General features: G+C 69.6%; 21 protein-coding genes and 1 pseudogene. 4 read left to right on the forward strand and 18 right to left on the reverse strand.

Annotated features, from left to right (window positions below):
* Positions 1-63 precede the first annotated feature (63 nt).
* The 10 genes from ACZ38L_RS18580 to ACZ38L_RS18625 form a co-directional block, all read right to left on the reverse strand.
* On the reverse strand, positions 64-3,216 hold the full coding sequence (locus ACZ38L_RS18580; protein WP_465694208.1) for a hypothetical protein: 3,153 nt from the start codon (positions 3,214-3,216) through the stop codon (positions 64-66).
* A gap of 63 nt (positions 3,217-3,279) precedes the next feature.
* Positions 3,280-3,669: a pilus assembly protein TadG-related protein gene (locus ACZ38L_RS18585; RefSeq protein ID WP_465694209.1), complete on the reverse strand. Its 390-nt coding sequence runs from the start codon at positions 3,667-3,669 to the stop codon at positions 3,280-3,282.
* A gap of 47 nt (positions 3,670-3,716) precedes the next feature.
* Positions 3,717-4,142 carry a TadE/TadG family type IV pilus assembly protein gene (locus tag ACZ38L_RS18590; RefSeq protein ID WP_465694210.1) on the reverse strand — a complete coding sequence of 142 codons (426 nt, stop codon included), beginning with the start codon at positions 4,140-4,142 and terminating at the stop codon, positions 3,717-3,719.
* Positions 4,132-4,509 (reverse strand): TadE family protein, encoded by a 378-nt coding sequence (locus ACZ38L_RS18595; protein ID WP_465694211.1) that lies wholly within the window; start codon positions 4,507-4,509, stop codon positions 4,132-4,134. Before ACZ38L_RS18595 ends, ACZ38L_RS18590 begins: the two co-directional genes overlap by 11 nt.
* A 103-nt stretch (positions 4,510-4,612) precedes the next feature.
* The gene (locus tag ACZ38L_RS18600; RefSeq protein ID WP_465694212.1) at positions 4,613-4,876 is read right to left on the reverse strand and encodes a hypothetical protein; all 264 of its coding nucleotides are present in this window, start codon (positions 4,874-4,876) and stop codon (positions 4,613-4,615) included.
* 75 nt (positions 4,877-4,951) lie between these two features.
* Positions 4,952-5,866 (reverse strand): type II secretion system F family protein, encoded by a 915-nt coding sequence (locus ACZ38L_RS18605; protein ID WP_465694213.1) that lies wholly within the window; start codon positions 5,864-5,866, stop codon positions 4,952-4,954.
* The gene (locus ACZ38L_RS18610; RefSeq protein WP_465694214.1) at positions 5,863-6,759 is read right to left on the reverse strand and encodes a type II secretion system F family protein; all 897 of its coding nucleotides are present in this window, start codon (positions 6,757-6,759) and stop codon (positions 5,863-5,865) included. Before ACZ38L_RS18610 ends, ACZ38L_RS18605 begins: the two co-directional genes overlap by 4 nt.
* Complete coding sequence (locus tag ACZ38L_RS18615; RefSeq protein ID WP_465694215.1) at positions 6,756-8,054, reverse strand: CpaF family protein; 1,299 nt, start codon at positions 8,052-8,054, stop codon at positions 6,756-6,758. The genes ACZ38L_RS18610 and ACZ38L_RS18615 overlap by 4 nt, the downstream gene beginning before the upstream one ends.
* Positions 8,055-8,058: 4 nt before the next feature.
* Positions 8,059-9,315: a hypothetical protein gene (locus ACZ38L_RS18620; RefSeq protein WP_465694216.1), complete on the reverse strand. Its 1,257-nt coding sequence runs from the start codon at positions 9,313-9,315 to the stop codon at positions 8,059-8,061.
* A 34-nt stretch (positions 9,316-9,349) separates the two neighbouring features.
* Positions 9,350-10,015 (reverse strand): hypothetical protein, encoded by a 666-nt coding sequence (locus tag ACZ38L_RS18625; RefSeq protein ID WP_465694217.1) that lies wholly within the window; start codon positions 10,013-10,015, stop codon positions 9,350-9,352.
* A 544-nt stretch (positions 10,016-10,559) separates the two neighbouring features.
* Between ACZ38L_RS18625 and ACZ38L_RS18630 the strand changes: the two genes are divergently transcribed.
* A complete protein-coding gene (locus ACZ38L_RS18630) occupies positions 10,560-11,222 on the forward strand; it encodes a hypothetical protein (RefSeq protein ID WP_465694218.1) in 663 nt (220 codons plus the stop codon).
* Positions 11,213-12,232 (forward strand): hypothetical protein, encoded by a 1,020-nt coding sequence (locus tag ACZ38L_RS18635; protein ID WP_465694219.1) that lies wholly within the window; start codon positions 11,213-11,215, stop codon positions 12,230-12,232. Before ACZ38L_RS18630 ends, ACZ38L_RS18635 begins: the two co-directional genes overlap by 10 nt.
* 63 nt (positions 12,233-12,295) lie before the next feature.
* On the opposite strand, the gene ACZ38L_RS18640 is transcribed toward ACZ38L_RS18635, so the two are convergent.
* The 5 genes from ACZ38L_RS18640 to ACZ38L_RS18660 form a co-directional block, all read right to left on the reverse strand.
* On the reverse strand, positions 12,296-13,351 hold the full coding sequence (locus tag ACZ38L_RS18640; RefSeq protein WP_465694220.1) for a hypothetical protein: 1,056 nt from the start codon (positions 13,349-13,351) through the stop codon (positions 12,296-12,298).
* Positions 13,352-13,363: 12 nt separating this feature from the next.
* The gene (locus tag ACZ38L_RS18645; RefSeq protein ID WP_465694221.1) at positions 13,364-15,439 is read right to left on the reverse strand and encodes a hypothetical protein; all 2,076 of its coding nucleotides are present in this window, start codon (positions 15,437-15,439) and stop codon (positions 13,364-13,366) included.
* Positions 15,440-15,538: 99 nt separating this feature from the next.
* Positions 15,539-15,823 carry a hypothetical protein gene (locus ACZ38L_RS18650; protein ID WP_465694222.1) on the reverse strand — a complete coding sequence of 95 codons (285 nt, stop codon included), beginning with the start codon at positions 15,821-15,823 and terminating at the stop codon, positions 15,539-15,541.
* Between the two features lie 19 nt (positions 15,824-15,842).
* Positions 15,843-16,784, reverse strand: coding sequence for a hypothetical protein (locus ACZ38L_RS18655; RefSeq protein ID WP_465694223.1), 942 nt, complete (start codon positions 16,782-16,784; stop codon positions 15,843-15,845).
* A 118-nt stretch (positions 16,785-16,902) separates the two neighbouring features.
* Positions 16,903-18,909 (reverse strand): hypothetical protein, encoded by a 2,007-nt coding sequence (locus tag ACZ38L_RS18660; protein ID WP_465694224.1) that lies wholly within the window; start codon positions 18,907-18,909, stop codon positions 16,903-16,905.
* A gap of 254 nt (positions 18,910-19,163) precedes the next feature.
* Here ACZ38L_RS18660 and ACZ38L_RS18665 point away from each other — a divergent pair, with 254 nt between their 5' ends.
* A complete protein-coding gene (locus tag ACZ38L_RS18665; RefSeq protein WP_465694225.1) occupies positions 19,164-23,564 on the forward strand; it encodes an FtsK/SpoIIIE domain-containing protein in 4,401 nt (1,466 codons plus the stop codon).
* A gap of 74 nt (positions 23,565-23,638) precedes the next feature.
* Here the strand turns inward: ACZ38L_RS18665 and ACZ38L_RS18670 are convergent, their stop codons facing one another.
* Entirely contained in the window at positions 23,639-23,905 is a 267-nt protein-coding gene (locus ACZ38L_RS18670) for a WXG100 family type VII secretion target (protein WP_465694226.1), read from the reverse strand.
* A gap of 342 nt (positions 23,906-24,247) precedes the next feature.
* On the opposite strand from ACZ38L_RS18670, the gene ACZ38L_RS18675 reads away from it, so the two are divergent.
* Positions 24,248-24,946, forward strand: coding sequence for a prepilin peptidase (locus ACZ38L_RS18675; protein ID WP_465694227.1), 699 nt, complete (start codon positions 24,248-24,250; stop codon positions 24,944-24,946).
* Between the two features lie 242 nt (positions 24,947-25,188).
* Here the strand turns inward: ACZ38L_RS18675 and ACZ38L_RS18680 are convergent.
* Together ACZ38L_RS18680 and ACZ38L_RS18685 are read right to left on the reverse strand one after the other, a co-directional pair.
* Positions 25,189-26,058 (reverse strand): annotated as a pseudogene (locus ACZ38L_RS18680) (integrase core domain-containing protein).
* A gap of 5 nt (positions 26,059-26,063) precedes the next feature.
* A complete protein-coding gene (locus tag ACZ38L_RS18685; protein ID WP_465694228.1) occupies positions 26,064-26,498 on the reverse strand; it encodes a hypothetical protein in 435 nt (144 codons plus the stop codon).
* Positions 26,499-26,742 lie beyond the last annotated feature (244 nt).

The following is a 26,742-nucleotide window of genomic DNA, read 5'->3' on the forward strand; positions in this document are numbered from 1 at the left end:
CGCAGGAGTCCCGGTTGCGTGCCGATCGCCCGGCGCCGCGCAGGGGTTCTGACCGGCCGGCTGTCAGTTGGCGATCCGAGTGGTGCCCTGCCAGTCGGGTAGGAGCTCGGTCACCAGGGCCTGCGTCCGAGGGTGCAGGCCGCGGCGGCCGTGGATGTACCAGCTCCGCTTGACCAGGTCGTCGACAAGCTCCCGCAGCCGCTCCAGGTCGCCCTCGGCGTGGACGGCCCGCAGCAGCTCCTGCCACAGTTCCTCCTCGTCGGGTGCAGCGGCCAGCCCCTGTTCGATCGCCGCCGCCGCGCCGGTCGGGTCACCCGCTGTGCGTCGCAGCCTGGCCAGGTCCAGAGCGGTGGCGGCGACCAGCGAAGCCACCTGTGGCTCCACCGGTTCGTACGCCAGCCACGCGTACCGCCCTTCCGGGCGATCCGTCAGGAAGGCACCACGGACCAGAGTAAGAGCGGTGTCGAGCAGCCGCTCGGACTCCCTGCTCGGCGGTCGTGGGTCGTGCATGGCCTGCTCGCGCAGCGACTGGAACTCCTCCCAGTCGGAGCGCACGTCCGGGCCCAGGCGCAGCCGGCCGGCTGGGTCCGTGACGAGTCGGGGGCCGTCGGTGGTCGGGTCGGTGCCGAGCCAGTCGCGCAGTCGTCGGATCGTCGCGTCGGCCACCGATTCCGGGGCTCCGCCCGGCCACAGTGCGGCGGCCAGGACACGGGGGTGTACGCCCTCGCGGTGCAGGAGGAGGTGGACGAGTGCCTCGTGTACCAGGTCGGCGCGCTGGTTCGGCAACGCGGCGAGCGGTGCGGTGCCGGGGGCGCTCTCGACGGTGAGTTCGCCGAGCAGCCGGACCAGTACCCCGGGGGCTGCCCGGAGTTCGGCGGCGGGCACGGGCAGTGCGGTGGGCGAGCTCTCGGCGGTGGACTCGGCGAAGAGCTTGACCAGAGCCTCGTAGTGGCGCTCCGGGAGGCGGGGGGCGGTGCTCGCCGCGATTCCCAGCAGGGGGGCGGTCAGGCTCCCGTCCGCGGCGACGGTGAGCTCCCAGGCCGCTTGACCGGGGGCTTCACCGGCGACGACGAAGCCGAGACCGGCCCGGCTACCGACGGTGGCGAGTTCGCCCAGCCGGACTGCGGTGGCGCCTGACGGCGCTTCGGCGAGGAGGGCGAAGTGTGGCGGCCACAAGGTGTGCTGATGGCTGCTGGTGCGCCCGGTGAGGACGGAGTCGGTTCCCGCCGCGTCGAGGAAGCGCTGCCGCTCGGCCACCTCGGGAGCGAGTTCGGCCAGCAGCTCCTCGGGGGTGGCCAGGTTCCTGACCCGCCCGGGAGCCAGTGCGGCGAGTTCGGTGCCGAAGCCGACCAGGGTGAGCATCATCCGGTCCGCCCAGCCGTGAGTGGCCAGCCCGGCCGCGAAGGCGGCCAACACCTCGCGCCGGACGGGATCCTCCCCGCTGAGGGCGATCAGCCCCGGAGCGGCCTCCAGATTGAGGAGGTGAGTGCGCAGGCGCGGGGCGGTGCGGGTGGCCGTCCCGGAGGGCTGGGCGTCGTCCAGTGGGCTGCTGCCGACCGGTACCAGGCCCGGGTAGGGAGCGGCGGCACGCCGGGCCGCGCTCTGCAGCTCGACGGGGAAGGCGAGCAGGTCGGGCCGGGAGAGGGTCCAGGCCCGGTCGGTAGGGGCCTCGCTCCAGGGGGCGGGCGGCGCCGCGTCCGGGGTCGCGCTGAGTCGCAGGGTGACGGCGTCGGGCGTCAGCTCCGCCGCGTACACCGCGGGAAGTGGGCGGCCCTCGGCGGTGAGCAGGGCTGCCAGGCCGCGCAGTGACATGTCCAGAGCCGCGGCGCCCTCGCGGTCGGCGCCCACGTGCAAGGCGTCCTCGGTCGCGCGCTCGTCGTCACCGGCCGGGCGAAGGCGCTGGCGGCCGAGGGAACCGGCCCACAGCCGGGCGCGGCGTTCGCGGCCGAGGGCGGCGAGCAGGCCGGCCGCGAGCAGGGGTGCCAGCGTCAGTGCTTCGGGCAGGTGGGTGGCGGCGGCCAGGAACCAGGAGTCCGGCTGGCTGCCGGGCCGGGCCGTGTCCGGGCCGGTGGGCTGCTGGGTGGACGCTGGGGGGACGGGTCGCGCGGGTGCCGGCGGTACGGCTGCGGGGGCTGGCTGGGCGGCCGGGCTGCTCTGCTCGGGGTGCTCGTCCGTGGTGTTGCCGACCGTGTGGAGGCGGCCTTCCGCTGCGGCCTTCGTGAGGTCGGGGTACGGCGTCGGGGTGGTCTGGTGGCCGGCCTGCTCGGCCGACGTGCCGTCCGCGCTCGGTGCCGTGGTGCTGATCTCGCCGCCGGTCGCTGGCGTTGGCGGGGTGTCGATCTCGACCAGGTCCCCGCCGACCGCGTCGGCCGGCATCTCCATGATCCATCCGGGCCGGATCAGGCTGGCCTTGGTCAGCTTGCTGCCGTCCGGCTGGATCCGGTCCTTGTTGAGCTCGTAGATCTCCTGGTAGCGGCGGCCGTCGCCGAGGTGGCGCTGTGCGGTCTCCCAGAGGGTGTCGTGATGCCGCCCGGCCGGCGGCTGGATGCGGTAGAACTTCGTGCCGCCGGTGGCCTGCTGTCCTTGGCCGACCGGGCCGCCGGCCGGTTGCCCGGTGGTCTGTCCTACCTGCTGGGCTCCTGCCTGTTCGGTCGCCCGTCCTCCGGCTGCCGGGCCGGCGTCGGCCGCCCGCAGCGCGTCGTGTGCCGGTGCCGTCGCCACGACGGCCTGCCGCGTCCCGTGCTCGTACTGCGGCGCGAGCGCGGACAGGCTCGGCACGAGGCTGGCGGTCCCGGCCGACACCAGGAGCAGCGCGGCCACCAGCTGTCGGGCCAGTAGTTGGCTGGGTCCCGCGCCGGGAATGCGGGTCGGCATGCCGACGCCGGACAGCGCGGCCTTGATCTCCACCAGCACGCAGGCGGTGAACTGGGCCCAGGCGAGCCACACCACCACGGCCAGCACGTAGATGAAGGTGGTGGTGGTGAGCGGCTCCTGCAGCAGGCTGAGCGACGGCATCCGGGTCGGGAGCGGCCAGCCCACGTACCGGGCCAGTCCGTACGGGACGCCGACGAGCAGGGCGGCGAGCGCGAGGAGCGCCCCGGCGGCACGCAGGAGGCCGCCGAGATCGCGGCTCCGCTCCATGCGAACCGGTACCGGTGTCCTGCCGCCGGCGCCGGCAGCCGAGCCGAGCCGGTGCCGCTTGCTACTGCGAGCCATCGTGGTGGCCGTTCCTTCCTCTGTTCTGGCCTCGTCGGTCCGTTCCGATCGGGCCGCTCGGCCTCACGGCCCGGTTATCGCCTTGGCGGTGGCCCGCCCGGTCACGGTGAAACTGCCGTCGTAGAACAGCCCGAGCATGGCCGGTTGGTAGGTCAGCTTGATGACCGCCTGGACCGAGTTGCCCCCGTTCGGGACGCAGTAGGAGGCTGCCGCGTCCGATTCGTCCAGTCCCGCGGTCCGGGCGAAGGTCTGCACGTTTCCGGTGCAGCCGGCGGCATCCACCACCACCCCGCCGCCGTTGCGGAGCGCCCCGGTGTCGAGGTGGTTGGCCGCGTAGCGCGCCGCCTGCTCGGCGATGTCCGCCGCCCGCTCCCGTTTCGAGATGGACAGGCCGCCGTCGATGACGAAGGCCGCGATGACGAGGAACAGCAGGCCGTAGAAGACCGCGAACACGGCTCCCGATCCTTCGTCAGGTGTGGCTCCCCGCCGCCTGGGCGGCTTCACGAGGCCCTCCGGTAGGTGTCGAGGGGTGCTGCAGCCTGGGCGGTGACGTGGGTGGTCACGTCCAGGCCGAGCGACGCGAGGGCGGGAATGTCGCAGCTCACCGTGACCGCGAAGATCCCGCCCGGGGCGAAGTCTCCCGGGAGCTTGTTGACCGTCACCTCGCCGCCCGCGCAGATGCCCGCCGCGTCCGCGACGGCGGCGTCCCGCGCCGCCTGGAGCGCGGGCCCGGAGTCGTGCTGCAATGCCCCCGCTCTGGCGGCGTCGCGCGCGGCCCCGTCGAGGGCGCCGTGTGCCCGGACCAGTAGGCCGCAGGCGACGAGCAGCAGGATGAACATCATCATCACCGGTGCGAGGATGACCAGTTCGATGGCGGACATGCCGGCGTCGCGCACCAGACGCTTCGGTGTCGACTCAGCCGCCATCGGGGATGAACCTCTCGATCGGACCCTGCGAAGTGGCACTCACCCTCAGGTGGAGCCAGGGCACCACGCTGACCACGTCCGCGGCGACATGGACGCTGACGGTGTTCTGATCGGGCCGGCTCACCGTGTAGGTCGGATCGCCGGCGAGGGACGGGCCCAGGGTGGCGATGCGCTCCCGTGCCCGCTGCGACGCGTCGGCCGCCCAGCCCCCCGGATCGGCGTCGGCCTCGGCCCGCCCGGCCCGGGCTCCGGCCTGCGCGGCCGCCTGCACGATCTGGCCGGAGAAGAAGTACATCGCGAACTGGATGGTGAGCAGCATGAGGACGAAGAAGATCGGGGTGAGGAGCACGAACTCGATGGCGCTCACCCCGTCGTCCGTCCCACCGTTCGCCCTGCGACGTATACCCGCGGAGAGCCGCCGGAGCACCGCCCTCATCCGTTCACCCCCATCAACACCCGGCCAAGGACGGCTACTTGCACTCGGTCGCGGCGGTCGAGTCCGCGTTCTTGATGCAGTTCCCCACGCTGGTCGCCTTGTCCGCGACGGCGGCCTTGATGACGAAGGCGACCGCGAGCACGATGGTCACCACGATCGCCGAGATGACCACCCACTCGATCGCCGAGACGCCCTTGTCCCGGTCCTCGCCACGGACCCGCTCCAGACGGGCCTGTGCCCTGAGGACCAGCAGGTCGATGGCCGGGTGCGAAATCGCCGGTACGCGTGAACGGTTCATGGAGTGCTCCCCCTGCGATCAGAGTGTTCGAGAAAGACGGACTGGGTTTCGGGTGGCTGCTGAGAGGTCACGTGGTCACAGCTGGAACACCCGCATCATGGCCGGGAAGGTGAGGAAGACCAGGAATCCGGCGCACAGCAGCAGCTGGGCGACCAACATGGTCTGCGACTTGGCGCCCGCCTGGCCCTCGATCTCGGCCAGTTCGCGATGCCGCATGGTCTCCGCACGCGAGGCCAGCGACTGCCGCACCTTGGCGCCGTCCTCGGCGACCAGACCCAACGCGGACGACAGGTCCTTCAGTTCGCCGACATCGAGCTGCTCCCCGAGCCTGCCGAGCGCCACCCACTGGCTGATGCCGGTGAGCCGGGCGTCGGCCAGGCAGTCCCGAAGCCGACGCAGCGCCCAGCCGTCGCTGATCTCGGCCGCGGCCATCAGAGCTTCGGGCAGCCCGCGGCCGCCCGCCAGGTTCATCGCCACCAGGTCGAGATAAGCACCCACCACCCGGCGGAAGTCCTTGCGTTTCTCCGCCGCGTCACGGCGGATCTCCAGGTCGGGCAGGAAGAAGAAGATCGCGGCGAAGACCACGGCCAGCCACAGCGGAGCGAGCGGGCTGTTGGTGATGCCGATGATCCACAGAAGCGCGAAGACCAGCGGCCCGAAGAGCAGCCCGGTCGAGGCGAGCAGCACCTTCGTGGCGAGGAAGGTCTCCCACGGCTTGTCGAGTATCGCGAGGTCGGCCCGGAGCGAGCGCTGCTGCCAGCCCTGCCGAACGTAGAAGTCGGCTGTCCAGGCACCCACCCGGCCCCGCAGCTCCGACCCGCGGCCGGAGTCCTGCGGCCCGGCCACCACCGGCGAGACGGCCGCCTGCCCGCGCAGCGCGTCGATCCGCGCCACCGCCGTACCCGGCCCGGGACGGCTTGGAATCAGCGCCCGCACCAACAGGTAGAGCCCGAGACCGAAGGCGGCACCGCAGAGCAGTTCATAGGTCATCGGTGGTCTCCCATGGGCACGGCGGCGCTCCGCGTGAGGAACCGCTCCGGTGTCTGGACCGCCGACAGCTTGCGCAGCCACCAGAAGCCCGCGGCGAACAGTCCGAGGACGAAGGCCAGCACCAGCTGCCCGAGGGGTGTGCCGTACGGCGAGACGAAGTCCCGGTTGAAGACGGAGAGCCCCAGCACGAACGTCGAGCTGACCACCACCACGATCTGCACGCTGCGCCGGGTGCTGGCGCGCTGCGCCAACACCCGCTGACGCATGTCGACCTCCTCGCGGGCCGACTTGGCCAGCGCACCGAGGACCTCCCGCAGGCCGGGGCCGCGCAGCCGGGCGTTGAGGATCAGGGCCGCGATGACGATGTCGGCGCTGGGGTCGTCCAGATCGTCGGCGAAGTGCTGCAGCGCCTGCGGCATCGGCATCCTGGCCCGCAGGCGGTCCACCATCGCCAGCAGGTGTTCGCGCAGCGCCGGGGCGGCCGCCCGCGCGGAGGCCGGCACGGCCTGCTCCAGACCGACCGCGCCGGCGATGGTGTCGCGCAGCGACTCCGTCCACGCGGCCAGCGCCTCCACCCGCTGCATGGCGGCACGCTCCGCCGAGGCGCCGCCGAACAGCTGGTTCCAGAACAGCACCAGGACACCACCCGCGACAGCCGCGACCGGCCAACGGGACACCAGCAGGACCAGCAGTCCCGCGATGACCGCCGCCGTACCGCGCCGGCCCAGGAAGTTCGCGGCCGCCTTGCCCCGTCGCTCGGCAGAGGCCGGCTTGACCGGCAGCCCGTACAGCGCCGCGACCAGCAGCGCCAGACCGCCGCCGACACCGATCCCGGCCACCAGTGCCAGCAGGGTGGTGGCGGAGAGGGCTCCGGGCAGGTCGGGAAGGTTCATCGCCAAACTCCGCTCGGTGTGTAGCCCTGTGCCGTGAGTTCTTCCTGGCAGCTGATCGGCGTGCGCGGATACAGCTGCCCGTCGGCTGCCAGCGCGAAGACCTCGCTGGAGAGCACGCGGCCGTCCACGCCGTTGACCTCGCGCACCGAGGTGACCTGGCGGCGCAGTCTGCCCCCGGCGTGGAAGTCGTTGATCCGCTGTACGAACACCACGAAGTCGATCGCCCCGGCGATCAGCATCTGGCTCGCCTCGACCGGCAGCCGCTCCTGCGCCTGCAGGGCGTAGGTCGAGATGCGGTTGAAGACCTCAAGGCTGCTGTTGGCGTGGATGGTTGAGAGCGAGCCGTCGTTGCCCTGCGACATCGCGTTGAGCATGGTGACGATCTCGTCGCCGAGGACCTCACCGACGATCACCCGAGAGGGGTTCATGCGCAGCGAACGGCGTACCAGCTCCGCCATGCCGACCGCACCCAGGCCCTCGGAGTTGGGCAGCCGCTCCTCGAACGCGACCACGTTGGGGTGCAGTTCGGGGAACTGGTCGAGCCCGAGTTCCAGTGCGCGCTCCACGGTGATCAGACGCTCGTGCGCCGGGATCTCATTGGCCAGCGCCCGCAGCAGGGTGGTCTTCCCGGCGTTGGTCGCTCCCGCGATCATGATGTTCTTCCGAGCGCGGACGGCCGCGCCGAGCATGGCGCGCAGCTCGGGCGTGACCGTGCCGTTGCCAAGCAGGTCAGCGAGGAAGACCTTGCCCAGCCGGGCCCGGCGGATCGACAGCGCTGGGCGCCGGGTCACCTCCATGACGGCGGAGAGCCGGGAGCCGTCGGGCAGCCGCAGGTCCAACTGGGGGTTGGCGGTGTCGAAGGGGCGGGAGGACAGGCCGGAGTACGCGCCGAGCACCTGGATGAGCTCGATCAGCTCCTCGTCCGTCTCGGCCACCGGCTCGGCCTGCTGCTCGCGACCGTCCGCGTAACCGATGAACACCTGGTCGTAGCCGTTGATGTCGATGTTCTCGATCGACGGGTCGTCCAGCAGGGGCTGCAGTCGGCCGACCCCGAACAGCGCCGCGTGCACGCCGGAGGCGAGCGCCTCCTCCTCCTCGGCGGTGGGAGGCGTCCGACCCATCGTGATCTCGGTTCGGGCGTACTCCTCCAGCACCTGGGCGATCACCGCCCTGGCGAACTGCCGCTCGTCCTCGGCGGACATCGGCGGAACGCCCGACACCTGGTCGAGGCGGCGCTGCTCGGCGAGGCGGTCACCGGTCTCCTGGCGGAATCGCTTGACCAGTTGATGGTCCATCGGATCAGTTCACCCCGCCCTCGTCGTGCCCTTGTTGACGGCGCCAGGCGGCCAGATCGGCGGGAGCCGCCGCGGCGGGACCTGCCTCGGCCGTCCCGGGCGCGGACTGCCCTGGGGCGGGCGGTGTCCAGCGTGGGAGTCGCTGGGTGGTCTCGGTCTGCGGGGGCGCGAGGTGCCAGGAACCGGTGGGACTCTCCTGCGTCGGCGGCTGCCGGTTGGGCCAAGGCGAGGCCGGTGGCGCCACCGGCCCGGTCTGCGTCGGGTTCACCCCGCCGGCCCCGAACCCTGCCGGGGCCTGGGCCGAGCCCGGAGCCGGACTCGGCTTCGCCGCCGCCGGGTTCGGACGGCCCTGCCACGCAGCCGGCTCCGACCTCATCACATCGGGACGTGGCATGACTCGCTCGTTCAGGGCAGAGGCCTGGGCAACGGGCGCTCCGGTCAGTGCACTCCGGTCGCCGGTGACGGCAAGAGTCCCGAAGCCGAACCGCTGGTCCAGCGTCCGCGCGACCTCCCGGGCCGAGCGGACGAGCAGCGACTTGGCCACCCGGCCACGCCGACGGCCGGCCAGCTGCTCGGCGCCCGACGGGTCGTCGGCCAGCGTACCGAACAGCTGCACGGGCAGGTTGGAGGCCGACAGCAGCGTCGTGACCTGTCCGCTCATCCGGTTCCGCTCCTTGGGATCCACCACGATCAGCAGCCCGACCGGCGGAGTGGCCAGTGACGCCGGCCCGGTCGCCGGGCCGTGCAACCGCACGCAGAGCGCCCCGGCCCGGTCCCGGGCGTGGGCGATCTGCTCCGGCGTGGTGCGGGCCACCAGCAGCACCAGGCTGGCGTGCGGCAACAGGTCGAGCGCGGGGGACTCGGGGCCGAGACGGCCGCAGTCGGCGATCACGTCGGTGCCGTCGACGGCCCCCAGGCCGGCGAGCGCCCGGCCGAGAACCGGCCACTGGCCGGCCAGGCCGGTCGCCTGCTCGGCCACGGCCAGGCCCACCAGGCCGTCCAGGCCGCCACCGAGCCGCTGGCTGTGCTGCCACAGCTGAGCGGACGACAGCCCGCGCCGCGCCGCCGAGGCGAGCGAGAGCAGGCCGCGGTTGGGGTCGAGCGGACCGCCGTGCTCGGCGGACTGGCGGTACACCAGGTCCCCGCCGGCCGGGTCACACTCCGCCAGCAGCGCGCGGCGCGGCCAGACCGCGGCCAGTGCCAGCGCCGCGGTGCTCACCCCCGGCGATCCCTTGCCGGACCCGAGAACGATCAGTGCCATCGTGGTCGAACTCCCCCCTTCGTGTCAGGCTCCGCTAGGAGGTCGAGGAGGTGGGGAGCAGCACCACCGCCACCTGACCCGCGGCTGCCGCCTCGGCAACCGCGTCCGCGTGGTCCGCGGGCACCAGCACCGAGAGGGTGTAGCCGGAGGTATCCGCGTCGCTCTGGTCCACCGAGCGCACCACCGCGTCGGGAGCCAGCTCGTCACCACCGCCACTCGCTCCCGTGCCGCCGGAGGAGCCGCCGGCAACGGACTTACTCGCGTCCGTACCGACCAGCAGGACCTTCACGTGGTCACCGACCCTGAGGACCGCCGGGTACTGACCCGCCTTCAGCGACAGCCCGACGACCACCTGATCCGACGTCACTCCGGCGCTGTCGGTCAGCATGGATCCCGTGAGCAACGTACCGGGCACCAGCTCGACGGCGGAGTAGTACTTGCTCTGCAGCAGGCCGCGCTGCTCCCAGGGCACGTAGGAGACCCCGGAGTCCTTGGGGACCATGACCTGGGTGATCGAGGACGCCGGTATGTGCTGCCCGGCGGCTGCCCGTTGGGTGATCTCCACGGCGGGAACGCGCTCGCCGGCCCGCATCACGAGTACGGTCGCCCCCAAGGCGCCCGCCAGGATGAGCAGAACGGCGAGCGCGGCCAGGGCCGGCTTGCGTTCGCGCGGGACAGCGGGCAGCCGCTCGCCGTGCAACGCGCCACCTCCAGCAGGAGCTGAGGCTCCACCGGCTCGCGTGCCCGTCGACGTGTTCAACCGCTCCCCGAACTTCACCGGTACGCCCCCGCGTTGTTGGTTCAAGACTCATAGAAGAGCAGGCGGCACTGACACACCGCTCCGATCTCGCAAGTTCTCGATCTGGCTCGAACTGATCGACGACTGGCGCATCGCATCCTAGCCATACGATGACTCCCGGTGCGCATCCGTATCGTCACAGTGCCGCCCGGCAACCACCCCGACGGGCCCAACTACCCTTCCACGAGGGGCCTCTGGCAGCCACGCAGCTGGCTGGTACCCGGCGTTCGACCGATGCATCGCGTGCGAATCTGCGACTTTGACCACACATCAGTTGACCGAAACCGACTGCAACGGCACGAACGTCGTGGCTAGGCTGTGATCAGCACGACCGAAACGCTGTCACGCCCAGGCCGTCTCGGGAGCAGGCGGCCCTGACCGCAGTGCCCGCCTCACTCACCTGCCCCGGCAGCCGGACAGCACAGACCCAGGGGGACCTCGCACCATGGCCCGTTACCGCAAGACTCTGGCAGTCGCCTGCGCCGCCGTCGCACTGACAGCCGTCGCGGGCTGCGGCGGCGGGAAGTCCACCACGGGCGGCGACGTCATCAGCGGGGCCGCCTCGTCCGCCCCTCCGTCGTCCGCGGCGAGCAACAGCCCGTCTCCCTCGGCGTCCGCGTCAGCGTCCGATCCTGTCTTCTCCCTGCCGGCCGGCTTCACTCTCAACATCGACCCGGACACCACCGGCGACCCGGTCAAGGACGCGATCCTGCACGACGACGCGGAGATGTGGAACGGCTACTACACGGCCGTGAACCTGGGGCAGAGCATGCCACCGGTGCTGAAGCGCTACGTCGAGGGACCAGGCGCCGTAGCCATGGCCCAGGGCGTCAGTGGCCTGCTCTCGGGTGACTGGACGGTGACCGGTACCGACCACTTCTACAAGCGCAGCGTCACCATCATCGACGCCAGCTCGGCAGCGCTGACAGCCTGCGAAGACCAGAGTCAAGCCTTTGGCAAGGACCGTAAGACAGGCAAGGTGAACGTCACCCAGCCCTCGGACAAGAGCTACACCCTGTACAGCATGAACGTGCAGAAGGCCGCCGATGGCACCTGGCAGCTGATGCAGATCCGCTCCGCTCAGGCTGAGGCAGGCACATGCCACTGAGCCGCCGTCTCGCCGGCCCGCTGGCCACCGCTCTGATGGCGTTCACGGTCCCGCTAGCTGCGGCGCCACCCGCCATCGCCGACGAACCCAGCCCCACTCCGGGCAGAACCTCAGGCAGCACCCAGGACCAGAGCATCTACTCCGCAGTGACCTTCGACGACTCGAACGACCAGGTCAGCGGGTCCAGCAGCAGCCCCGGGACGCTGACCGGCAGCTCCGGCTGGACGCCGCCCGACTGCTGGTACGAGCCGAAGTACGACCCGGTGACGCTCAAGGCCCAGATGGAGGCTGTCTGGGCGGAGCCGTCCGTCGGGTCCGACTGGGTCAACTCCCAGCGGGACTACTACGAGAACGGCCATCCGTACACCGACTTCAACTCGGCCAAGACCGGCCAGGGCATGTGGTGGAGCGGCGTGCTCAACCCGTCCGGCACCGCCACCACCTTCGACTGCACCGCACCGGACTTCTGGGTGGACAACGGCAAGCCCTCCCCCGTCGCCAACTCGGTCACCACCCAGGATCTCGCCGCCGCGGCCTACGGCCGGATCAAGATCCCGGACACCGACGTCAGCCTCAGTCCAACCGACGCCAACCAGGTGGTCAATCTGCCGACCTGGATCTGGGCCAACAGCACCGAGATCCACCCCGTCTCGGTCACCGCCAAACTCGCCGCCCTCAACCTCTCCGCCACCACCACGGCCACCCCGGTCAGCCTCCATCTGGACCCGGGTGACCCGGGCGCGGAGCTCTTCCCGGCCAGCGGCGAATGCCAGATCGGCGCCAACGGCCAGATAGGCACCCCGTACATCGGTGGCGACGGCACCCCACCCTGCGGTGTCGTCTACCACCACAGCAGCCTGCCCGGTCAGACCACTCCGCTGGTCGCGACCATCACCTGGCAGATCAGCTGGACCGGCAGCGACGGAGCCGGCGGCGCCCTGCCGTCAGGCATCTTCGCCAAGACCCGCCAGCTCACTGTCAAGGAGATCCAGACCGTCGTCACCGGCTGACCACAGGTAGGCGTTGTCCCGCCGGCCGCTCGCACCGCGAGCAGCCGGCGGGACAACGGTGTGTCAAAGGCCGACTTCGAGGGCCCTACTGCTGTCGATCAGGACCAAATGGCCCGTCTGGTACGCCATGGCATAGGGCAGGGAACACGGCAAATTCTTCGCGTCCACCCGGCCGGAAATCGCGCAAGGGTACTTCTGGAAGTAACGGGGATCCGATCTGGCTACCACCGTCGTGCCGGACGAGTCAATCCTGAGGACGACGTCGCTGGAAAGGCCGTATGCATGGACAAAAACGCCCCCCGCAGGATCACCCGTCAGCCAGGCGATCTTCATGGAGGCCAGCTGGTCGGATACTCCTGGTATCTGCGCGGGAAGCATCAACTTCCCCGCGACACCGCGAGCATCCACGGTCACAATGTCGTCAACATACTTCTCAGGAGAGTCGCCAAGAATGAGATAGGAAGTTCCCTTCCCGTCCACTGCGCTCTGCCACTGGAATCCTCCCAGTACTTTCCCGGCCGCCACATCAGCCTGGTCAACACGGTAGACACAAGTCAGGCGACCCGCCTTCAACGCCCAGACGACATTGTCATCGACAATCAGAATGGATCCGTCCGACAGCGTTCCGAACGGGCTCGGATGTGCACCGAAACGGACCGTCGCAGCATCGGCCGACTGAGGAACAGTTTCTCCCTGCGAACGGGGGGCGCCAGGAGATCCAGCAATTGTAGAAACCTTCCCATCCGGCCCGAGCCGGTCCACTACGCCGTCGCCACCGAACACCAGCGAGCCATCGGGGAGCGCAGCAAGACCACTGGCCGCCACCGGAGCCTTCACGCCAATATTTGAACTAGTCGAATACGTACGGTTCGGCCGGATTGCCAAGGTCGTCGAGCCACGGACGTACACGCTACCGTCGGGCCCGGTCGCCACTCCCGCCGGCCCGAACATCGGAAATTCCGGATACGTCGCCAGAATCGCAGCCTGCCCCTTCGCCGGTGCAATCCATCTGCCAGTGCCGCTATCCCCGCAAGCGGTGGAGCAGGCGAGCACCGCCGCCGCGCAGCCAGCCAACCAGGCTCGCCGATACCAGCTTTCACATCCCTTGACCACGCGCATATTCCACGTTCCCTAGTTCGAACTGAACCGCACTGATCCGAGCTGATAGCTGGCACCCATATCGGTTTTGTAGAGAACCTCGATATCCGGATGAGCCAGCGCGATGTCCGTCCACCACCCCTCGAAGTCACTCTGATCATTGCTCTCCGCTCGGAAGGCAATATTTCCGTCCGCCCACTCCGGGTGCCCTGGGGGCGCGGAGATCTCGTGAGAGCGCAGCAGCCCCTGCACTATGGAGACGCGCATCTGGGAGTAGTTGTCGAACACGGTGACCTGAGCATCGCTCTCGACATTTGAGGCATTGTCCGTGGCAAATCGCCCCTTGTCGGAGGAGAAGACCGTACTGGCGATCGGAAGCCCCGCCCAGATGGCGAACTGGGCGACGCTCTGCGCTACCTCCCCACCAGACGGTACGGCGGCAATCGTACTACCCACGGCATTGAGCCACATGACATCCCGGGTGTGCCGTGCGTCGACCCGGGCAGCTGCATCTGACTGGACCTTCTGTTCGGCCCACGATGCCTCGCCGCGCAACTCGGCCAGGTCCGCGAGATATGCCTTGGCCTTGTCGTCGACCGTCCCACGGGCGACCGTGGTGGTCACTTGCGAATTGATCGCGTTGGCCATGTCAGAGGCCCCACTGGGGTTCAGCATGATCTCGCTGAAGAAGTTCTTCATGGCAGTGCGGCCGACATGTACCAGATATGGATCCGAACTGTCCATTGGTGGTGGCACAGTGGCCGGTTCGTCTGACTTACCATCAGTCGAGTACGCAAAGTCCGGCACATACGTCGCGAACACCTGGGACAGCGCCGCCGTGATGCCGTCCGGGAACGGATACTGCGCCTTGTCATCGCGACTCTTGCTCGCCTCACGGTTGTAGTCGTCAGACCCGGCGTTGATGATGTGCGCTGCTGCCTCCGCCGACAGCGCGGCGTGGCCCATGCGGTCCGAGGTGGCCGCCACGATGACGGCGGCGGGCCACTTCGCGTCGTCGAACGCGTTCGGTCCCGGGGTGTGCCACTTGTCGTTGACCAACTCCTGGGCGTGCTTCGCGCCGTCCTGGCCGGTGAGGATCGCGCGGGAGGCATCGGCGTTCTCGCTGACCCGCTGCATCAGCACGAGTGAGGGGTCGTTGGCGTCGATGCCGCCGAGGTTGGTTGCGGAGGACTGGTCGCTGCCCACGCCGTAGCCCAGCCCCAGGGACTTGTACCAAGGATCCGGGGCAGCCGGCTCGTAGTAGGGGTTCCCGGGATCGAGCCAGCCGGCCGCGATGTACGGAGGCTTCGCGTCCTGGTAGGACGGTCGCATCTGCTGGCCGGCCCGCCAGTCGAGCATCGCGCCGCCCACCGCGGCCAGCACCCGCGGATCCCACTTGTCTCCGGACGGACCGTACTTGAACAACATCCCGACCGACCACATGTCACCACTCGCCGGATGGGCGAGCAGATCCGCATAGTCACGGTGCGGCCCGGGAGTCTCCCCCCGCTGGTCCAGCGCGAAGAACGACTGCACCCCTTGGGCGAGCTGACCGAGAATCTTCTCCGAGTCCGGGCTCAGCACGACACCGTCGTGCGTGCCGTCCTGTTCGTGCAGCACCCGCGCCGCGTTCGCCGCGGACACCAGGCCGCCGCCCGCCATGAACTGACCAAGGTACGCGGGATCGTTCTGATGGTCCGCCACCGACTGGGCGATCTCGGCGATGATCGCCCGCGACCCCGGATCGTTCGGATCGGCCTCGGCCTTCGCGAGAGTAGCGGCCTCCTGCCGCCCCTCCAGTGCGGTGTTGATGGCCGTGACGTCCCACGGGATGTTGACCCACTCCCCGTCGAGAGCGCTACGGACCGAAGTGCCGGGCTGGTTCTGCAGGTTGACAGCCGCCTCGGCACGAAGCCTCATGTCGCTTGCGTCCTGGCCGACCTGGGTGGCCTGCGAAGCCAGCAGGCTCAGATTGATCGTGCTGTTCCACGCCGCGAACCGGCCGCGGATCGTGTTGCCCTCGCTGCCGATCGTGTCGGTCAGGTCCTGCAACGCACTGGCCAGCAGCTGCAAACGGTGCGGATCGACCCCGTCGAACTGCCCCACCACGTACCCCCCGCCTCCCTCGGGCGCAGCACGTTCCACGTGCGCCCATGTTTCTCCCCGAACGCTAGCGCACACGTTCGGTAGCGCGCAGAGCCGTTGCGCTCAAACGCCCTGGTGCTTCTGGTTCAAGGCGTCCTGCTGCTTCTGGGCCTGCGCGATCAGGCTCTGTTCCTCGGCCGGGAACGATGCGAAGAGCGCCTTCAGTGAGGCCATCCGGCCGTTGAAGTCCCCGGCCCAGGTGTCGGCCGCGGATCCGGTCCAGGTGTCGGGACCCATCAGGTCGGTGACCTTCTTGATCGCTGCCGTGATGTTGCCGACCGATGTCTCGATCGTGCCCATGTCCTGACTGCAGAGGTAATCGAGCCGGTCTTGGGGAGGGATGGGCATCAGGAGTCCTCTCTGGGTGCTACTTGACGGCGATCTTCAGAACGTAGTCGGTACCCCCGCCGACGACCAGGCCGCCGGGCTGCGGGACCACCGCCCAGGGAATCGGGCAGGGGATGTTGAGGGCGTCCACCGGAACGGACGGGCTGCAGGTCTTCGCACTCCCCCCGATCAGGTAGTGCCGGGCCACCACGTTGGCCTTTCCTTCATGGAGGTGCAGGATGTAGTCATAGGGTCCCTCCTCGCCATGGAGGTAGATGCCGTCCCCGCCGTCGCCGACCACCCACTTCAAGTCCATGGAACTCGGCACGAAAGACATCGCGTCCGCCGGAAGCCCGCTGATCACCGATGGATAGCTGATCCTCCCGGTAGCACCGTCCATGCCCACCGTGACGATATCCGCGCCATGCGGCTCGATGTCAGGACCGATCACCAGGTAGGCAGTTCCTGCCGTGTCAACCGTGCTTTGCTGCGGGAGAACTATCAGATGGTCGCCCTTCTGCTGCTCCTGCTGCGGCACCTGGTAGATCTGCTGGAGACGTCCGTCCCTGAGTCCCCAGACCACGTCCTGATCAGCGATGAGAACCGATCCGTCCGGCCGGACCCCGAACGGAACCGGGTCTGCAGCGAAATGGATCGTCCCAGCGTCTGCGGTCTGGGGGACCGGATCGCCCTCCGCGCGGACCGCACCAGAGACACCGGCTAGCACCGACACGCTTCCGTCCGTCCCGGCCTCCAAAATCTGGCCGCTTCCACCGAACACCAGCGCCCCGTCCGGAAGTGCCGCAATCCCGGATTTGTATCCGGATTTCTGGCCAAGCCCTCGAACAGCCACCACAGTTCGGTCGGTCTTGACCTCCAGGACACCGCCGGTCACGGCGAATATGCCACCGTCCGGCCTGGCAACCGTACCGTCGACGTATGTCTTGTCCAGCAGGCTGGCCGCATCCAGCTTGAGTAGCACCACCGCCTGCCCCGGGGCCGGCGCGACCCAGGTGGGCTGGCCTGCAGTGCAGGCCGAAACTCCCACGAGGGCAGAGAACACCAGAGCGGCCAACACGCCACGTGTCGCCACGGCCGACTTACTGATCCACGCCAAGACTGAACGCCTCCCTCAGGGAAGTGTCGAGGCCATCGAGCCTCTGATTGTCCGCCATCGAGACTGTGAGCCACCATGCGTTGAAATCGGCCTTGGCCTGATCACTGTCCAGGACGATGTTCCCGCTCGCCCACTCCGGATGCCCCGGCGGGGGCTGCAGCTTGCCGGACATCAGAAGTCCCCTAAGGAGCGGTATACGCATCGAGGTGGAGTCCTCGAACGCGGTCACCTTCGACTGGCTCTCGACATTTGCCGCGTTGTCCGTGGAGAACTTGCTGCTGGCCCACGGGAGGCCGGCCCAGATCGCTGCCTGGACCCAACTGCCCGAGTCGGGCAGCCCCGGAATGCTCGCGACGCCGCCACCAATGACGTTGAGCCACATGATCTCGTTGGCGTGCGACGCATCAGCCAGGCTCGCATCAGACATCTTGATGTTCTTGGCAGCCGCTGAGACCTCTCCCCGTAGCTCGGCAAGGTCGTTGAGGCTTTCGGAACTGCCAGGCGCGTCGGTTCCATGGGCGGCAGCCCAGGAGATGTAGGCGTTGACGGCGTTGACGGCGTTCCCGGCGCCGTTCTGGTCCTGCATGATCTCGCTGAGAAAGTCTAGCGTGATGTTCCGCCCAACCATGACGGTGGTGAGGCTGGCGCCGTTGTGCGCGGTCGTGGCGGGCTGATCATAGGCCGTGGCATGCGAGGTCGCGAAGTCCGGGACATAGGCCGTGAAGACCTGGGAGAGTGCTCCCGTGATACCGGTGGGAACCGGGTACTGCCCCTTCGTGTAACCGTCCTTCGTTTTCTCGTACTCGTACTCGGCCGCCCCCGCGTTGATGACGTTCGCCGCGGCCTGCGCCGAGAGGTCGTCGTGGTTCTTTCGGTCGAGGGTCCCGGCTGTGATGACGGCGGCGGGCCACTTGGAGTCGTCGATGGGGCTGGGGCCCGGCGACCACCACTTGTCGCTGACCAGTTCCCTGGCGTGCTTCGCACCGTCCGCACCGGTGAGGATCCCACGGGAGGCGTCCGCGTTCTCGCTGACCCGCTGCATCAGGATCAGTGAGGGGTCGTTGGCGTCGATGGCGAGCAGGTTCCGGTTGCCGTCGTCCGCTCCGACGTCCACGTAGTCGCAATCCAGGCCGAGCGAGCCGTACCAGGGATCCTTCGGATCCACGTAACCCCCGGCCGAGTACGGGAAGTCCGCCGACTCGTAGTCCGGTCGCATCTGTTGCCCGGCCCGCCAGTCGAGCATCGCGCCCCCCACGGCGGCCAGCACCCGCGGATCCCACTTGTCCCCGGACGGACCGTACTTGAACAACATCCCGACCGACCACATGTCACCACTCGCCGGATGGGCGAGCAGATCCGCATAGTCACGATGCGGCCCGGGGATCTTTCCCTGCTGGTCCAGCGCGAAGAACGACTGCACCCCCTGGGCGAGCTGCCCCAGGATCCTCTCCGACTCCGCACTCAACACCGCGCCGTCGTGCGTGCCGTCCTGTTCGTGCAGCACCCGCGCCGCGTTCGCCGCGGACACCAGGCCGCCGCCCGCCATGAACTGACCGAGGTACGCGGGATCGTTCTGATGGTCCGCCACCGACTGAGCGATCTCGGCAATGATCGCCCGCGACCCCGGATCGTTCGGATCGGCCTCGGCCTTCGCGAGAGCAGCGGCCTCCTGCCGCCCCTCCTGTCCGGTGTCGATGGCCGTGACGTCCCACGGGATGTCGACCCAATTCCCGTCCACGCCACAGAGGATGCTCGTGTCCGGCTGGTTCTGCAGGTTGAGCGCCGCGTCCGCGCGCAGGCTCATGTCGTGCGCGTCCTGGCCGACCTGGGTGGCCTGTGCCGCGAGCTGGCTCAGGTTGAGCGTACCGTTCCAGGCCGCGAACCGGCCGCGGATGGTGGCACCGTCACTGCCGAGCGAACCCGCCAGGTCCTGCAGTGCGTTGGCCAGCAGTCTTACCCGGTGTGGGTCCACACCCGTGAAGTCAGTCACTACCGTTACCCCCGTTGCCGCCGGGACGGCTCTGCCGCCCGCGCCCGCTGTCTTCCTCCGGCGTGGACGCTAGCGCACCATGCGTCCCCGCGCGGTGATCGTTGCGGAACCCGCACACGAACCGCCCCTCGCCTGACAGCGGGCGGAGCTCTCGCGCCGTGGACCATCTCCAAGAGCCGTCCGCCGGTCCCAGTAGTCTGACCGGCGAATACGCATACGCGGGCCCTCGGGGCCGACGGGGAGGGCGGCGTGCCATGCGAGTTGACGTGAGGTTGATCCAGCGGGAGACCGGACCGTGCGACCTGTCCCTGACCTTCGATGAGGCGGCCACCATCGGCGACGTCGCGACAGCGCTCGCCGGCTTGGGCCGGCCGGGCGCATCGCGCGGCGCACCGGCTCCGCCTCCCGACCTCTGGGTCAACGGAAATCCGCAACCGTCCGACCTCCTGGCCGCGGCGACCCTTCGCGACGGCCTTCCGGTCTCGCTGGATCCCGCCCTCGGCCCGCTCACCCGACTCAACGAACCCCCGGGACAGTTCGAACTGCGCGTGGCCGGCGGTCCCGGAGCCGGTGCGGTGGCCCGGCTGGGGCCGGGCACCAGCACCATCGGCAGCGCCAGTAGCTGCCACCTGTCGATCGCCGACCCGGAGCTTCCCGCCACGGCCGTACGGCTGACCCTCGACACCGAAGGGCGCGCCACCGTCATCCCGGTGCCGGACGTCGAAGCGCTCCTCGACCGCAAGCCCGTAGCGGCCGAAACCGTCTGGTCACCCGGGGCGGTGCTCAAGGTCGGTGACTCGCTGCTCGTCCTCGACCGGTTCGCGGAGGCGGACGCCCACCTGTCCGCCTCCGGCGACGGCGGTCTCGCCTACAACCGCCCACCACGGCTGTACGCCCCGCGTCCATCCGCCCGGCTGACGGTCCCGCAGCCACCGGCGAAGGGGGAGACGGCGCGCTTCCAGCTCGTCGCCTCCGTGCTGCCGCTGGTCTTCGGCGTGGTCATGTACTTCACCACCAAGCAGACCGGCATGCTGCTGTTCTGCCTGATGAGCCCGGTGATGATGGCCGGCCAGTGGCTCAGTGACGCGCGGCACGGCCGGAAGCGGCACCGGGGGGCCATGAAGGAGTACCACGAGGCCCTCGCCAGCCACCAGAAGGAGCTGGAGGCCGCCCGGTTCCTCGACCAGCAGGCCAGGCGCGCCGCCCACCCGGATCCCGGGGAGATCCTGCTGCTTGCCAGCGGACCGCGAGGCCGGCTCTGGGAGCGCCGGCTCACCGATCCCGACGCGCTCCAGCTGCGTATCGGAGTCACCGACCTGCCTTGCGATGTCGAGCTGGTGACCGCCACCGGCGGTTCGCGGCCCGATGAGGTCCCCGCCACCGCCCCGATCGTCGAGGACGTCCCGATCGCCCTCCCGCTCGCCCAGCTCGGCGTGGTGGGCCTGGCCGGGGAGCGGGCCCGGGTCCTCTCCTCGGCCTACTGGCTGACCACTCAGGCCGGCGTCCTGCACAGCCCCAGGGATCTCTCCGTGGTCGTCCTGTCCAGCGACCGGGCCGCCGGTGACGCCTGGTCCTGGGCCCACTGGCTGCCGCACACCACACCGCGCCGGGGCGAGGACTGCCTGGCCCTGGTCGGATCGGCCCCCGAGGCGATCTCGCGCCGGGTCTCCGAACTGCTCACCGAACTGGCCCGCCGGCAGGCCGCGGGCGGGCAGCTCGGCGCCCGCGCGTCGCTGCGTCCCGACCCGTACATTCTGCTGGTTCTGGACGGCGCCCGGCTGCTCCGGCGGGTACCCGGGGTGCCGCAGCTCCTCCAGGAGGGGCCCGCGCACGGCATCCTCGCGCTCTGCATCGACGAGGAGGAGCAGCTCCTGCCCGAGGAGTGCCGGGCCGTCCTGCGCTGGACCGCGCGCTCCGCCGGCCGCGTCCAACTCCGCGCCGCGGGGCTGTCCACCCAGGACGACATCGTCGCCGACCTGGTCTCCCTGGCCTGGAGCGAGCGGGTCGCCCGATCGCTGGCCCCGATCCGGGACGTCAGCCGCGACGACGCCGACAGCGCCCTGCCCGGCTCTGCCCGGCTGCTCTCCCTACTGGACCTGCCGGACCCCACCGGCGCACAGATCGCTGGGCGGTGGAAGGAGGGCGGCGAGACAACCGAGATCCCGATCGGCATCGGGCCGGACGGGACGTTCCATCTCGACCTGCGCTCCGACGGTCCGCACGCCCTGGTCGCCGGAACCACCGGCGCGGGCAAGTCCGAGCTGCTGCAGACCATCATCGCCTCGCTCGCGGTCGCCAACCGCCCGGACGCCCTGAACTTCGTCCTCATCGACTACAAGGGCGGCAGCGCGTTCCAGGACTGCGCCCGGCTGCCGCACACCGTCGGAATGGTCAGCGATCTCGACGCCCATCTCACCGAACGGGCCCTCGCCTCACTCGCCGCCGAACTGAAACGGCGCGAGGAGATCCTCTTCGCGGCCGAGGCGAAGGACATCGAGGACTACGGCGACACCCGGCGGCTCCGACCCGAACTGGAGCCCATGCCGCGACTGGTCCTGGTCATCGACGAGTTCGCCTCACTGGTCGCCGAACTGCCCGACTTCGTGGCCGGTCTGGTCGACATCGCCCGCCGAGGAAGGTCACTCGGCGTGCATCTCATCCTCGCCACGCAGCGCCCGGCCGGGGTGGTCAGCGCCGACATCCGCGCCAACACCAACCTGCGGATCGCCCTGCGCGTCACCAACGCCGACGAGTCCCGCGACGTGATCGACGCACCCGACGCCGGGTCCATCGCCAAGTCGACGCCCGGCCGGGCCTACATCCGCTCGGGAGCACAGTCGCTGGTGGGCGTCCAGAGCGCGCGGATCGGCGGGCGCCGGCCGGACACCACCGGCCGCGCCCGCACCATCGCGGCACAGGTGATCAGCTGGGACGGCTGGGGGCGACCGGTACCGCGCGCGGTCGAAACGAATGATCAGGGCACCCTCCTCACGGACCTCGCCGTCCTGGTGGACGCCATCCGCGACGCAGCGGAGCAGCTGGGTCTCGCCACCCAGCGCAGCCCCTGGCTCGCGCCGCTGCCGGCCCTGACCACCTTGGCGGACCTGCCTCTCCCCCGCCCGTCGGACGAGGACGAGGTGCCCGCCGTCGCATTCGGCCTCACCGACCTACCGAGCGAACAGCGCCGTGCCCCGCTCACCCTGGACGTCGTCCACGGCGATCACCTCCTGATCGCCGGTGGCCCGCGGTCCGGACGCTCCACCGCGCTGCGCACGCTGGCCGGCGCACTCGCCACGGCCGCCTCGCCGGCCGACGTCCATCTCTACGGGATCGACTGCGGCGCCAACGCGCTGCTTCCACTGGTCGCGCTGCCGCACTGCGGAGCGGTGGTCAGCCGGGACGACCCGGCCCGCCTGAGCAGGCTGCTGGGCCGGCTCCAGGCCGAGATCTCCCGCAGGCAGCAGCTGCTCGCGGCACAGGGCGCGTCCAGCGCCGCCGAGCAACGCGCGGCGGTGTCCGGCCCCGAGGAGCGGCTGCCCTGGATGGTCCTGCTGATCGACGCTTGGGAGGGCTACGTCTCCACCTTCGAGTCGTACGACTACGGCCGGCTGGTCGAGGCGGCACACCGACTGTTCCGCGAGGGTTCCGCAGTGGGCCTCAAGGTGGTGATGACCGCTGACCGCAGTGGCCTGGTCGGGCAGGTCTCCTCGGTCTTCAGCGAGAAACTGGTGCTCCGGCTCGCGGACGTCAACGACTACTCCGCCGCGGGGCTGCTCCCCCGCGACGTTCCGAAGGACATGCGCGCCGGCCGCGCCCTCCGTGCGACCGACCACGGAGTACAGGAGAGTCAACTGGCCCTGCTGGCCGCGAACCCGGCAGGACAGGCCCAGGTGGAAGCCCTGCAACGGATCGGCCGCAAGGCGGCGGAGCGCTCCGCCGCCGTCCCGCGCGGCCTGCGACCGATGCGTGTGGACAGCCTGCCCCTCCGGGTGACCGCGGCGGCGGCGATGGAGCTGGAGCCGGGCTTCATGACACCCTCCCCGCTGTGGACACTGCTCGGGGTCGGCGGCGACGAACTGCGTCCGGTCGGAGTGGACCTGAGCCAGTCCGGGCCCGGATTCGTGATCGCCGGCCCCCCGAAGTCGGGCCGCTCGACCGCCCTGGTCACCGCGGCGCGCTCGCTGCTGGCCGCCGGCACTCCGGTGGTGCTGGTGACGCCACGACGCTCGCCGCTACGGGAGTTGGCCGGCGCACCGGGGGTGTTGGGCCTGCTCGACGCCGAAGGCACCGCGGACGACCTGACCGGCCTGCTCCTGGACGGCGGAAGCCCGTACGTGGTCCTGGCCGATGACGCCGAGCTGCTCTACGACGCCCCGTTGGACCAGGCCCTGGAAGAAGTCCTGCGAACCGGTCGGGACGGCGACCACGCGGTACTCGCTGCGGGGGCAGCCGATGTGATGTCTTCTCAGTACCGTGGCTTCCTGGTAGCCGCGCGCCGGTCCCGCAACGGGCTGCTCCTCGCGCCACAGGGACAGGAGGGAGACCTTTTCGGCATCCGACTGCCGAAGGACTCCGGTGGTGGGCCGACCGGCCGCGGTCTGCTGGTCCTCGACGGCGGGCTGGTCTCGGTCCAGGCCGCACTGCCGAGCAGTTGAGCTCCGAAAGCGTGTGGCGCCGGCCCCGGTCGGGATCGGCACCACACGGTCAAGCCCGACGCGGGCTGCACGCGTCAGCGCGTGACGGTCTCAATCGCGTTCGCGTTGTCGCTGCTCGCCTTCTGCGCATCGCCCAGGGCCGCGACGAACTTCTTGAGCGTCGGCTGCAGGTTCGCCCACTCGGTGCGGAAGCGATCCGCGGCCGGCCCCTTCCAGAAGGCGTCGCTGCCCTTGGTGGCCGTGTCCAGTCGACCGATCAGCCCGTCCAGCGCGCCCTGCTCGTTGCCGAAGCTGCTCGCGAGCGTCCGCAACGACTCGACGTCGGCGCCAACCATCCCCATGGTTACCTCCCCGTTTCACAGGTGTGCGCAGGTAAAATCGCCTGCGCACGCTGACGCTAGCGCATCCGTTCGGCCGGCGCAGCTCTTCACCCGGCGTGACCCTGCACGTAGGCAACGCTTGCGGAAGACACTCTCTCCCCGGGATGGTCCGTGGTCGACAGCTGCCAAACATGCCGAGCTATTGGCGGATTGACGGTCGACCACACCATCGGATGACCCGGCTGTCGCCCGCAGCCCGGGCGACAGCGCGCGAACGGCGATGGGTGGAGACAGGGAGTCAGCCCCGGCCCCTGTCGAAATCACGGGGCCCTACGCTCATGGCAGCAAAGGAGAGTGAGAACGGTGATCGGACTGGTGACCGGAGCCGCCACCGGAGTGCTGGCAGCCCCGGTGCTGCGGGCCGCGGTACTGCGGCATGCCGTGCCGTACGGGGACCCCCCGCGCGACGACTGTGCCGTCTGCGGGCGTCGGTTCAACTGGCTGGCACCGAGCGGGCATTGCCGGGGGTGCGCCACCCGTACGGGACCGACGCCCTGGCTGGTGGAACTCGTAGCTGCGGGGGTAGGCGCCGCCATCGGGACGGTGACGCCCGGCCCCTACCTCGTTGTACTCGCCTGGGTCGGGCTGTTCGGGGTACTACTCGGCTTCGTCGATGTGGCCGTACATCGACTTCCCGACCCGCTGACGCTCCGGCTCGGCGCAGGCACCGCGGTACTGCTGGTGGCAGCGGCGCTGCTGGATGGTCACCCGTCCGTCCTCATACGGTGCGCGGCAGCGGCACTCGCCTCGGGAATCCTGTACGGGGCGATGGCGCTGCTCGCGCCGATGGGCCTGGGCGACGCGAAGCTCGCACCTACATTGGCCGCCGTGCTCGGATGGTACGGCTGGAGCGCGGTGCTTCAGGGCCTGTTCGCCAGCTTTCTCCTGGGCGGCCTGTGGGGCTTCATCCTGCTGGCATCCGGCCGGGCGAAGCGGACGGATGCCCTGGCATTCGGACCATTCATGCTGCTGGGGACCTTGGCCGTGGCACTCACCGCCTAGTGCCGGCTTGCCACCTGCAGCGATGAACTTCCGAGTGGGTGCCCCTTCGGGGTCACCCGACCGTCAACGCGATACCGCCCCCTACGACATCCCGCCGCGCAGACGGCTCAGCTCGCGGCCGGACCGGTTCATCATGCCGACGTTCGCGGTCGTGGTCACCAACGGCTCCATCACCCGCGACGCGCGGACGTGAAACGCCAAGGACCAAACCCTGCGCCTGCCGGATATCTCGTCCACCCAGGTCAAGCAGCATGTCGGTACTCGCGGATCACTCCACCGAGCCGGTCGTGTCGGCGTATGTCCATACGGGCGATTCGCCCGGGAGCGGTGATCGGTTCGGGGGCCGCGCGCAGGGGGGCCGCCTGGTTCATGGCCTGATGGGGCCGGTGCGCATTGTGATGGTGCTCGAACTCTCGCAAGGCGACGCGTAGGTGGCGCTCGTTCCAGATCAAGCTCCGATCCAGCAGCTCACGGCGGCAAGTCTGCACCCAGCGCTCCATGACAGAGTTCATCCGCGGCATGCGGATACCGGAGAGCACGACCTGGATACCGGCGTCACCCAGAATCTGGTCGAAGAGCATCGGGAACTTCGCGTCCCGGTCGGGGATCAGGTAGTTGACGCTGGCTCCGGCGTCCTCGATGCCCATGACGAGGTTTGGGGCGGCTTGGCCGACCCAGTGGGCGGTGGGATGCGCTGTGGTGCCCAGGATACGGACGCGGCGGGTGGCGTGCTCGATCACCGCGAGGATGTACTGCCGTTGGCCGGTCAGGGTGACGGTCTCGATGAAGTCGCAGGCCAAGAGGGCGTCGGCCTGGGAGCGTAGGAAGTCGGCCCAAGTGGTGGTGCTGCGGTCGGGTGCGGGGTCGAGGCCCTCGGCTTTGAGTATCTCCCAGACGGTAGAGGCAGCGATCTTGATGCCCAGGCTGGCGAGTTCGCCGTGGACGCGCCGCTACCCCCACGCCGGATTCTCCCGGACCAAGCGCAGGATCAGCACGCCGTGGGCGCTCTCGACCGCGCCCGTCGGGCCGCCAGCCTGCCCGAACACGAGAACACCCCGCTCGGGAGTACAGAAAGGGCCCGCCAGTAAGCTGACGGGACCCTCATGCAAGATCGAGGTTAGGAGCGCGCTGCGGTGTCAGGGAGTTTCGCAAGGAAGCTATCCAGCTCGGGCCTCGAGTGGAGCGAGATGTTCAGTCGTGTCGGCCGGGACTTACCGGGGAGCGTCAGGAACAGGGCATTCCATTTGCGGCCGAGCTTGACACGGCTGACCAGGGTGCCGGCCTCTTCGAGGGGGATGACATGAACAAGTTCCTTGGGGCTGGCGTTCGAGCGAGGACCGCGGTGAATGAATATCGACCGATCGGTGAGCGTGATGAAATATGTCTTGACTAGAAGAAGGCTAATCAGAACGCTGAGCAGTCCGAAGGCGCCCACCAGGTACTGGCTTGGCCCACTGACGGCCAAGACTACGAGGTGGGGTCGCTCGGTCTGGTCCAAGCGTCGAACTGCCCGCTTGGCTTCGGACTGGAGGTCGAACTTTCGATCTGTCATCTGTTCCTCGTTTGGAAGTTGCTACTGGCTGAAACACCAGATGGGTGTTTGCCTGTGGGGTGGCGGTTTTCATGCCGGTGCATCCCGTGGGCGTCACGCATTCACGTGGGCTGGGATGCCGGTGGTGGGGGGGGGGGGGGGGGGGGGGGGGGCGTGCCCCCCCCCCCCCCCCCCCCCCCCCCCCCCCCCCCCCCCCAGTGGACACACGTGGTGTGTTTGTTTTTTTTTTTTTCTCCCTTTTTTT

The organism is Kitasatospora sp. NPDC024654 (assembly GCF_055559155.1).

Excerpts from the sequence above, each read along its gene's own strand:
- ACZ38L_RS18630 (WP_465694218.1), top strand. The coding sequence starts at position 10,560 with ATGGCCCGTTACCGCAAGACTCTGGCAGTCGCCTGCGCCGCCGTCGCA.
- ACZ38L_RS18685 (WP_465694228.1), bottom strand. The coding sequence starts at position 26,498 with ATGACAGATCGAAAGTTCGACCTCCAGTCCGAAGCCAAGCGGGCAGTT.
- ACZ38L_RS18620 (WP_465694216.1), bottom strand. The coding sequence starts at position 9,315 with ATGGCACTGATCGTTCTCGGGTCCGGCAAGGGATCGCCGGGGGTGAGC.
- ACZ38L_RS18615 (WP_465694215.1), bottom strand. The coding sequence starts at position 8,054 with ATGGACCATCAACTGGTCAAGCGATTCCGCCAGGAGACCGGTGACCGC.
- ACZ38L_RS18590 (WP_465694210.1), bottom strand. The coding sequence starts at position 4,142 with ATGGCGGCTGAGTCGACACCGAAGCGTCTGGTGCGCGACGCCGGCATG.
- ACZ38L_RS18670 (WP_465694226.1), bottom strand. The coding sequence starts at position 23,905 with ATGGGGATGGTTGGCGCCGACGTCGAGTCGTTGCGGACGCTCGCGAGC.
- ACZ38L_RS18665 (WP_465694225.1), top strand. The coding sequence starts at position 19,164 with ATGCGAGTTGACGTGAGGTTGATCCAGCGGGAGACCGGACCGTGCGAC.
- ACZ38L_RS18600 (WP_465694212.1), bottom strand. The coding sequence starts at position 4,876 with ATGAACCGTTCACGCGTACCGGCGATTTCGCACCCGGCCATCGACCTG.
- ACZ38L_RS18635 (WP_465694219.1), top strand. The coding sequence starts at position 11,213 with ATGCCACTGAGCCGCCGTCTCGCCGGCCCGCTGGCCACCGCTCTGATG.
- ACZ38L_RS18580 (WP_465694208.1), bottom strand. The coding sequence starts at position 3,216 with ATGGCTCGCAGTAGCAAGCGGCACCGGCTCGGCTCGGCTGCCGGCGCC.
- ACZ38L_RS18640 (WP_465694220.1), bottom strand. The coding sequence starts at position 13,351 with ATGCGCGTGGTCAAGGGATGTGAAAGCTGGTATCGGCGAGCCTGGTTG.
- ACZ38L_RS18605 (WP_465694213.1), bottom strand. The coding sequence starts at position 5,866 with ATGACCTATGAACTGCTCTGCGGTGCCGCCTTCGGTCTCGGGCTCTAC.
- ACZ38L_RS18650 (WP_465694222.1), bottom strand. The coding sequence starts at position 15,823 with ATGCCCATCCCTCCCCAAGACCGGCTCGATTACCTCTGCAGTCAGGAC.
- ACZ38L_RS18610 (WP_465694214.1), bottom strand. The coding sequence starts at position 6,759 with ATGAACCTTCCCGACCTGCCCGGAGCCCTCTCCGCCACCACCCTGCTG.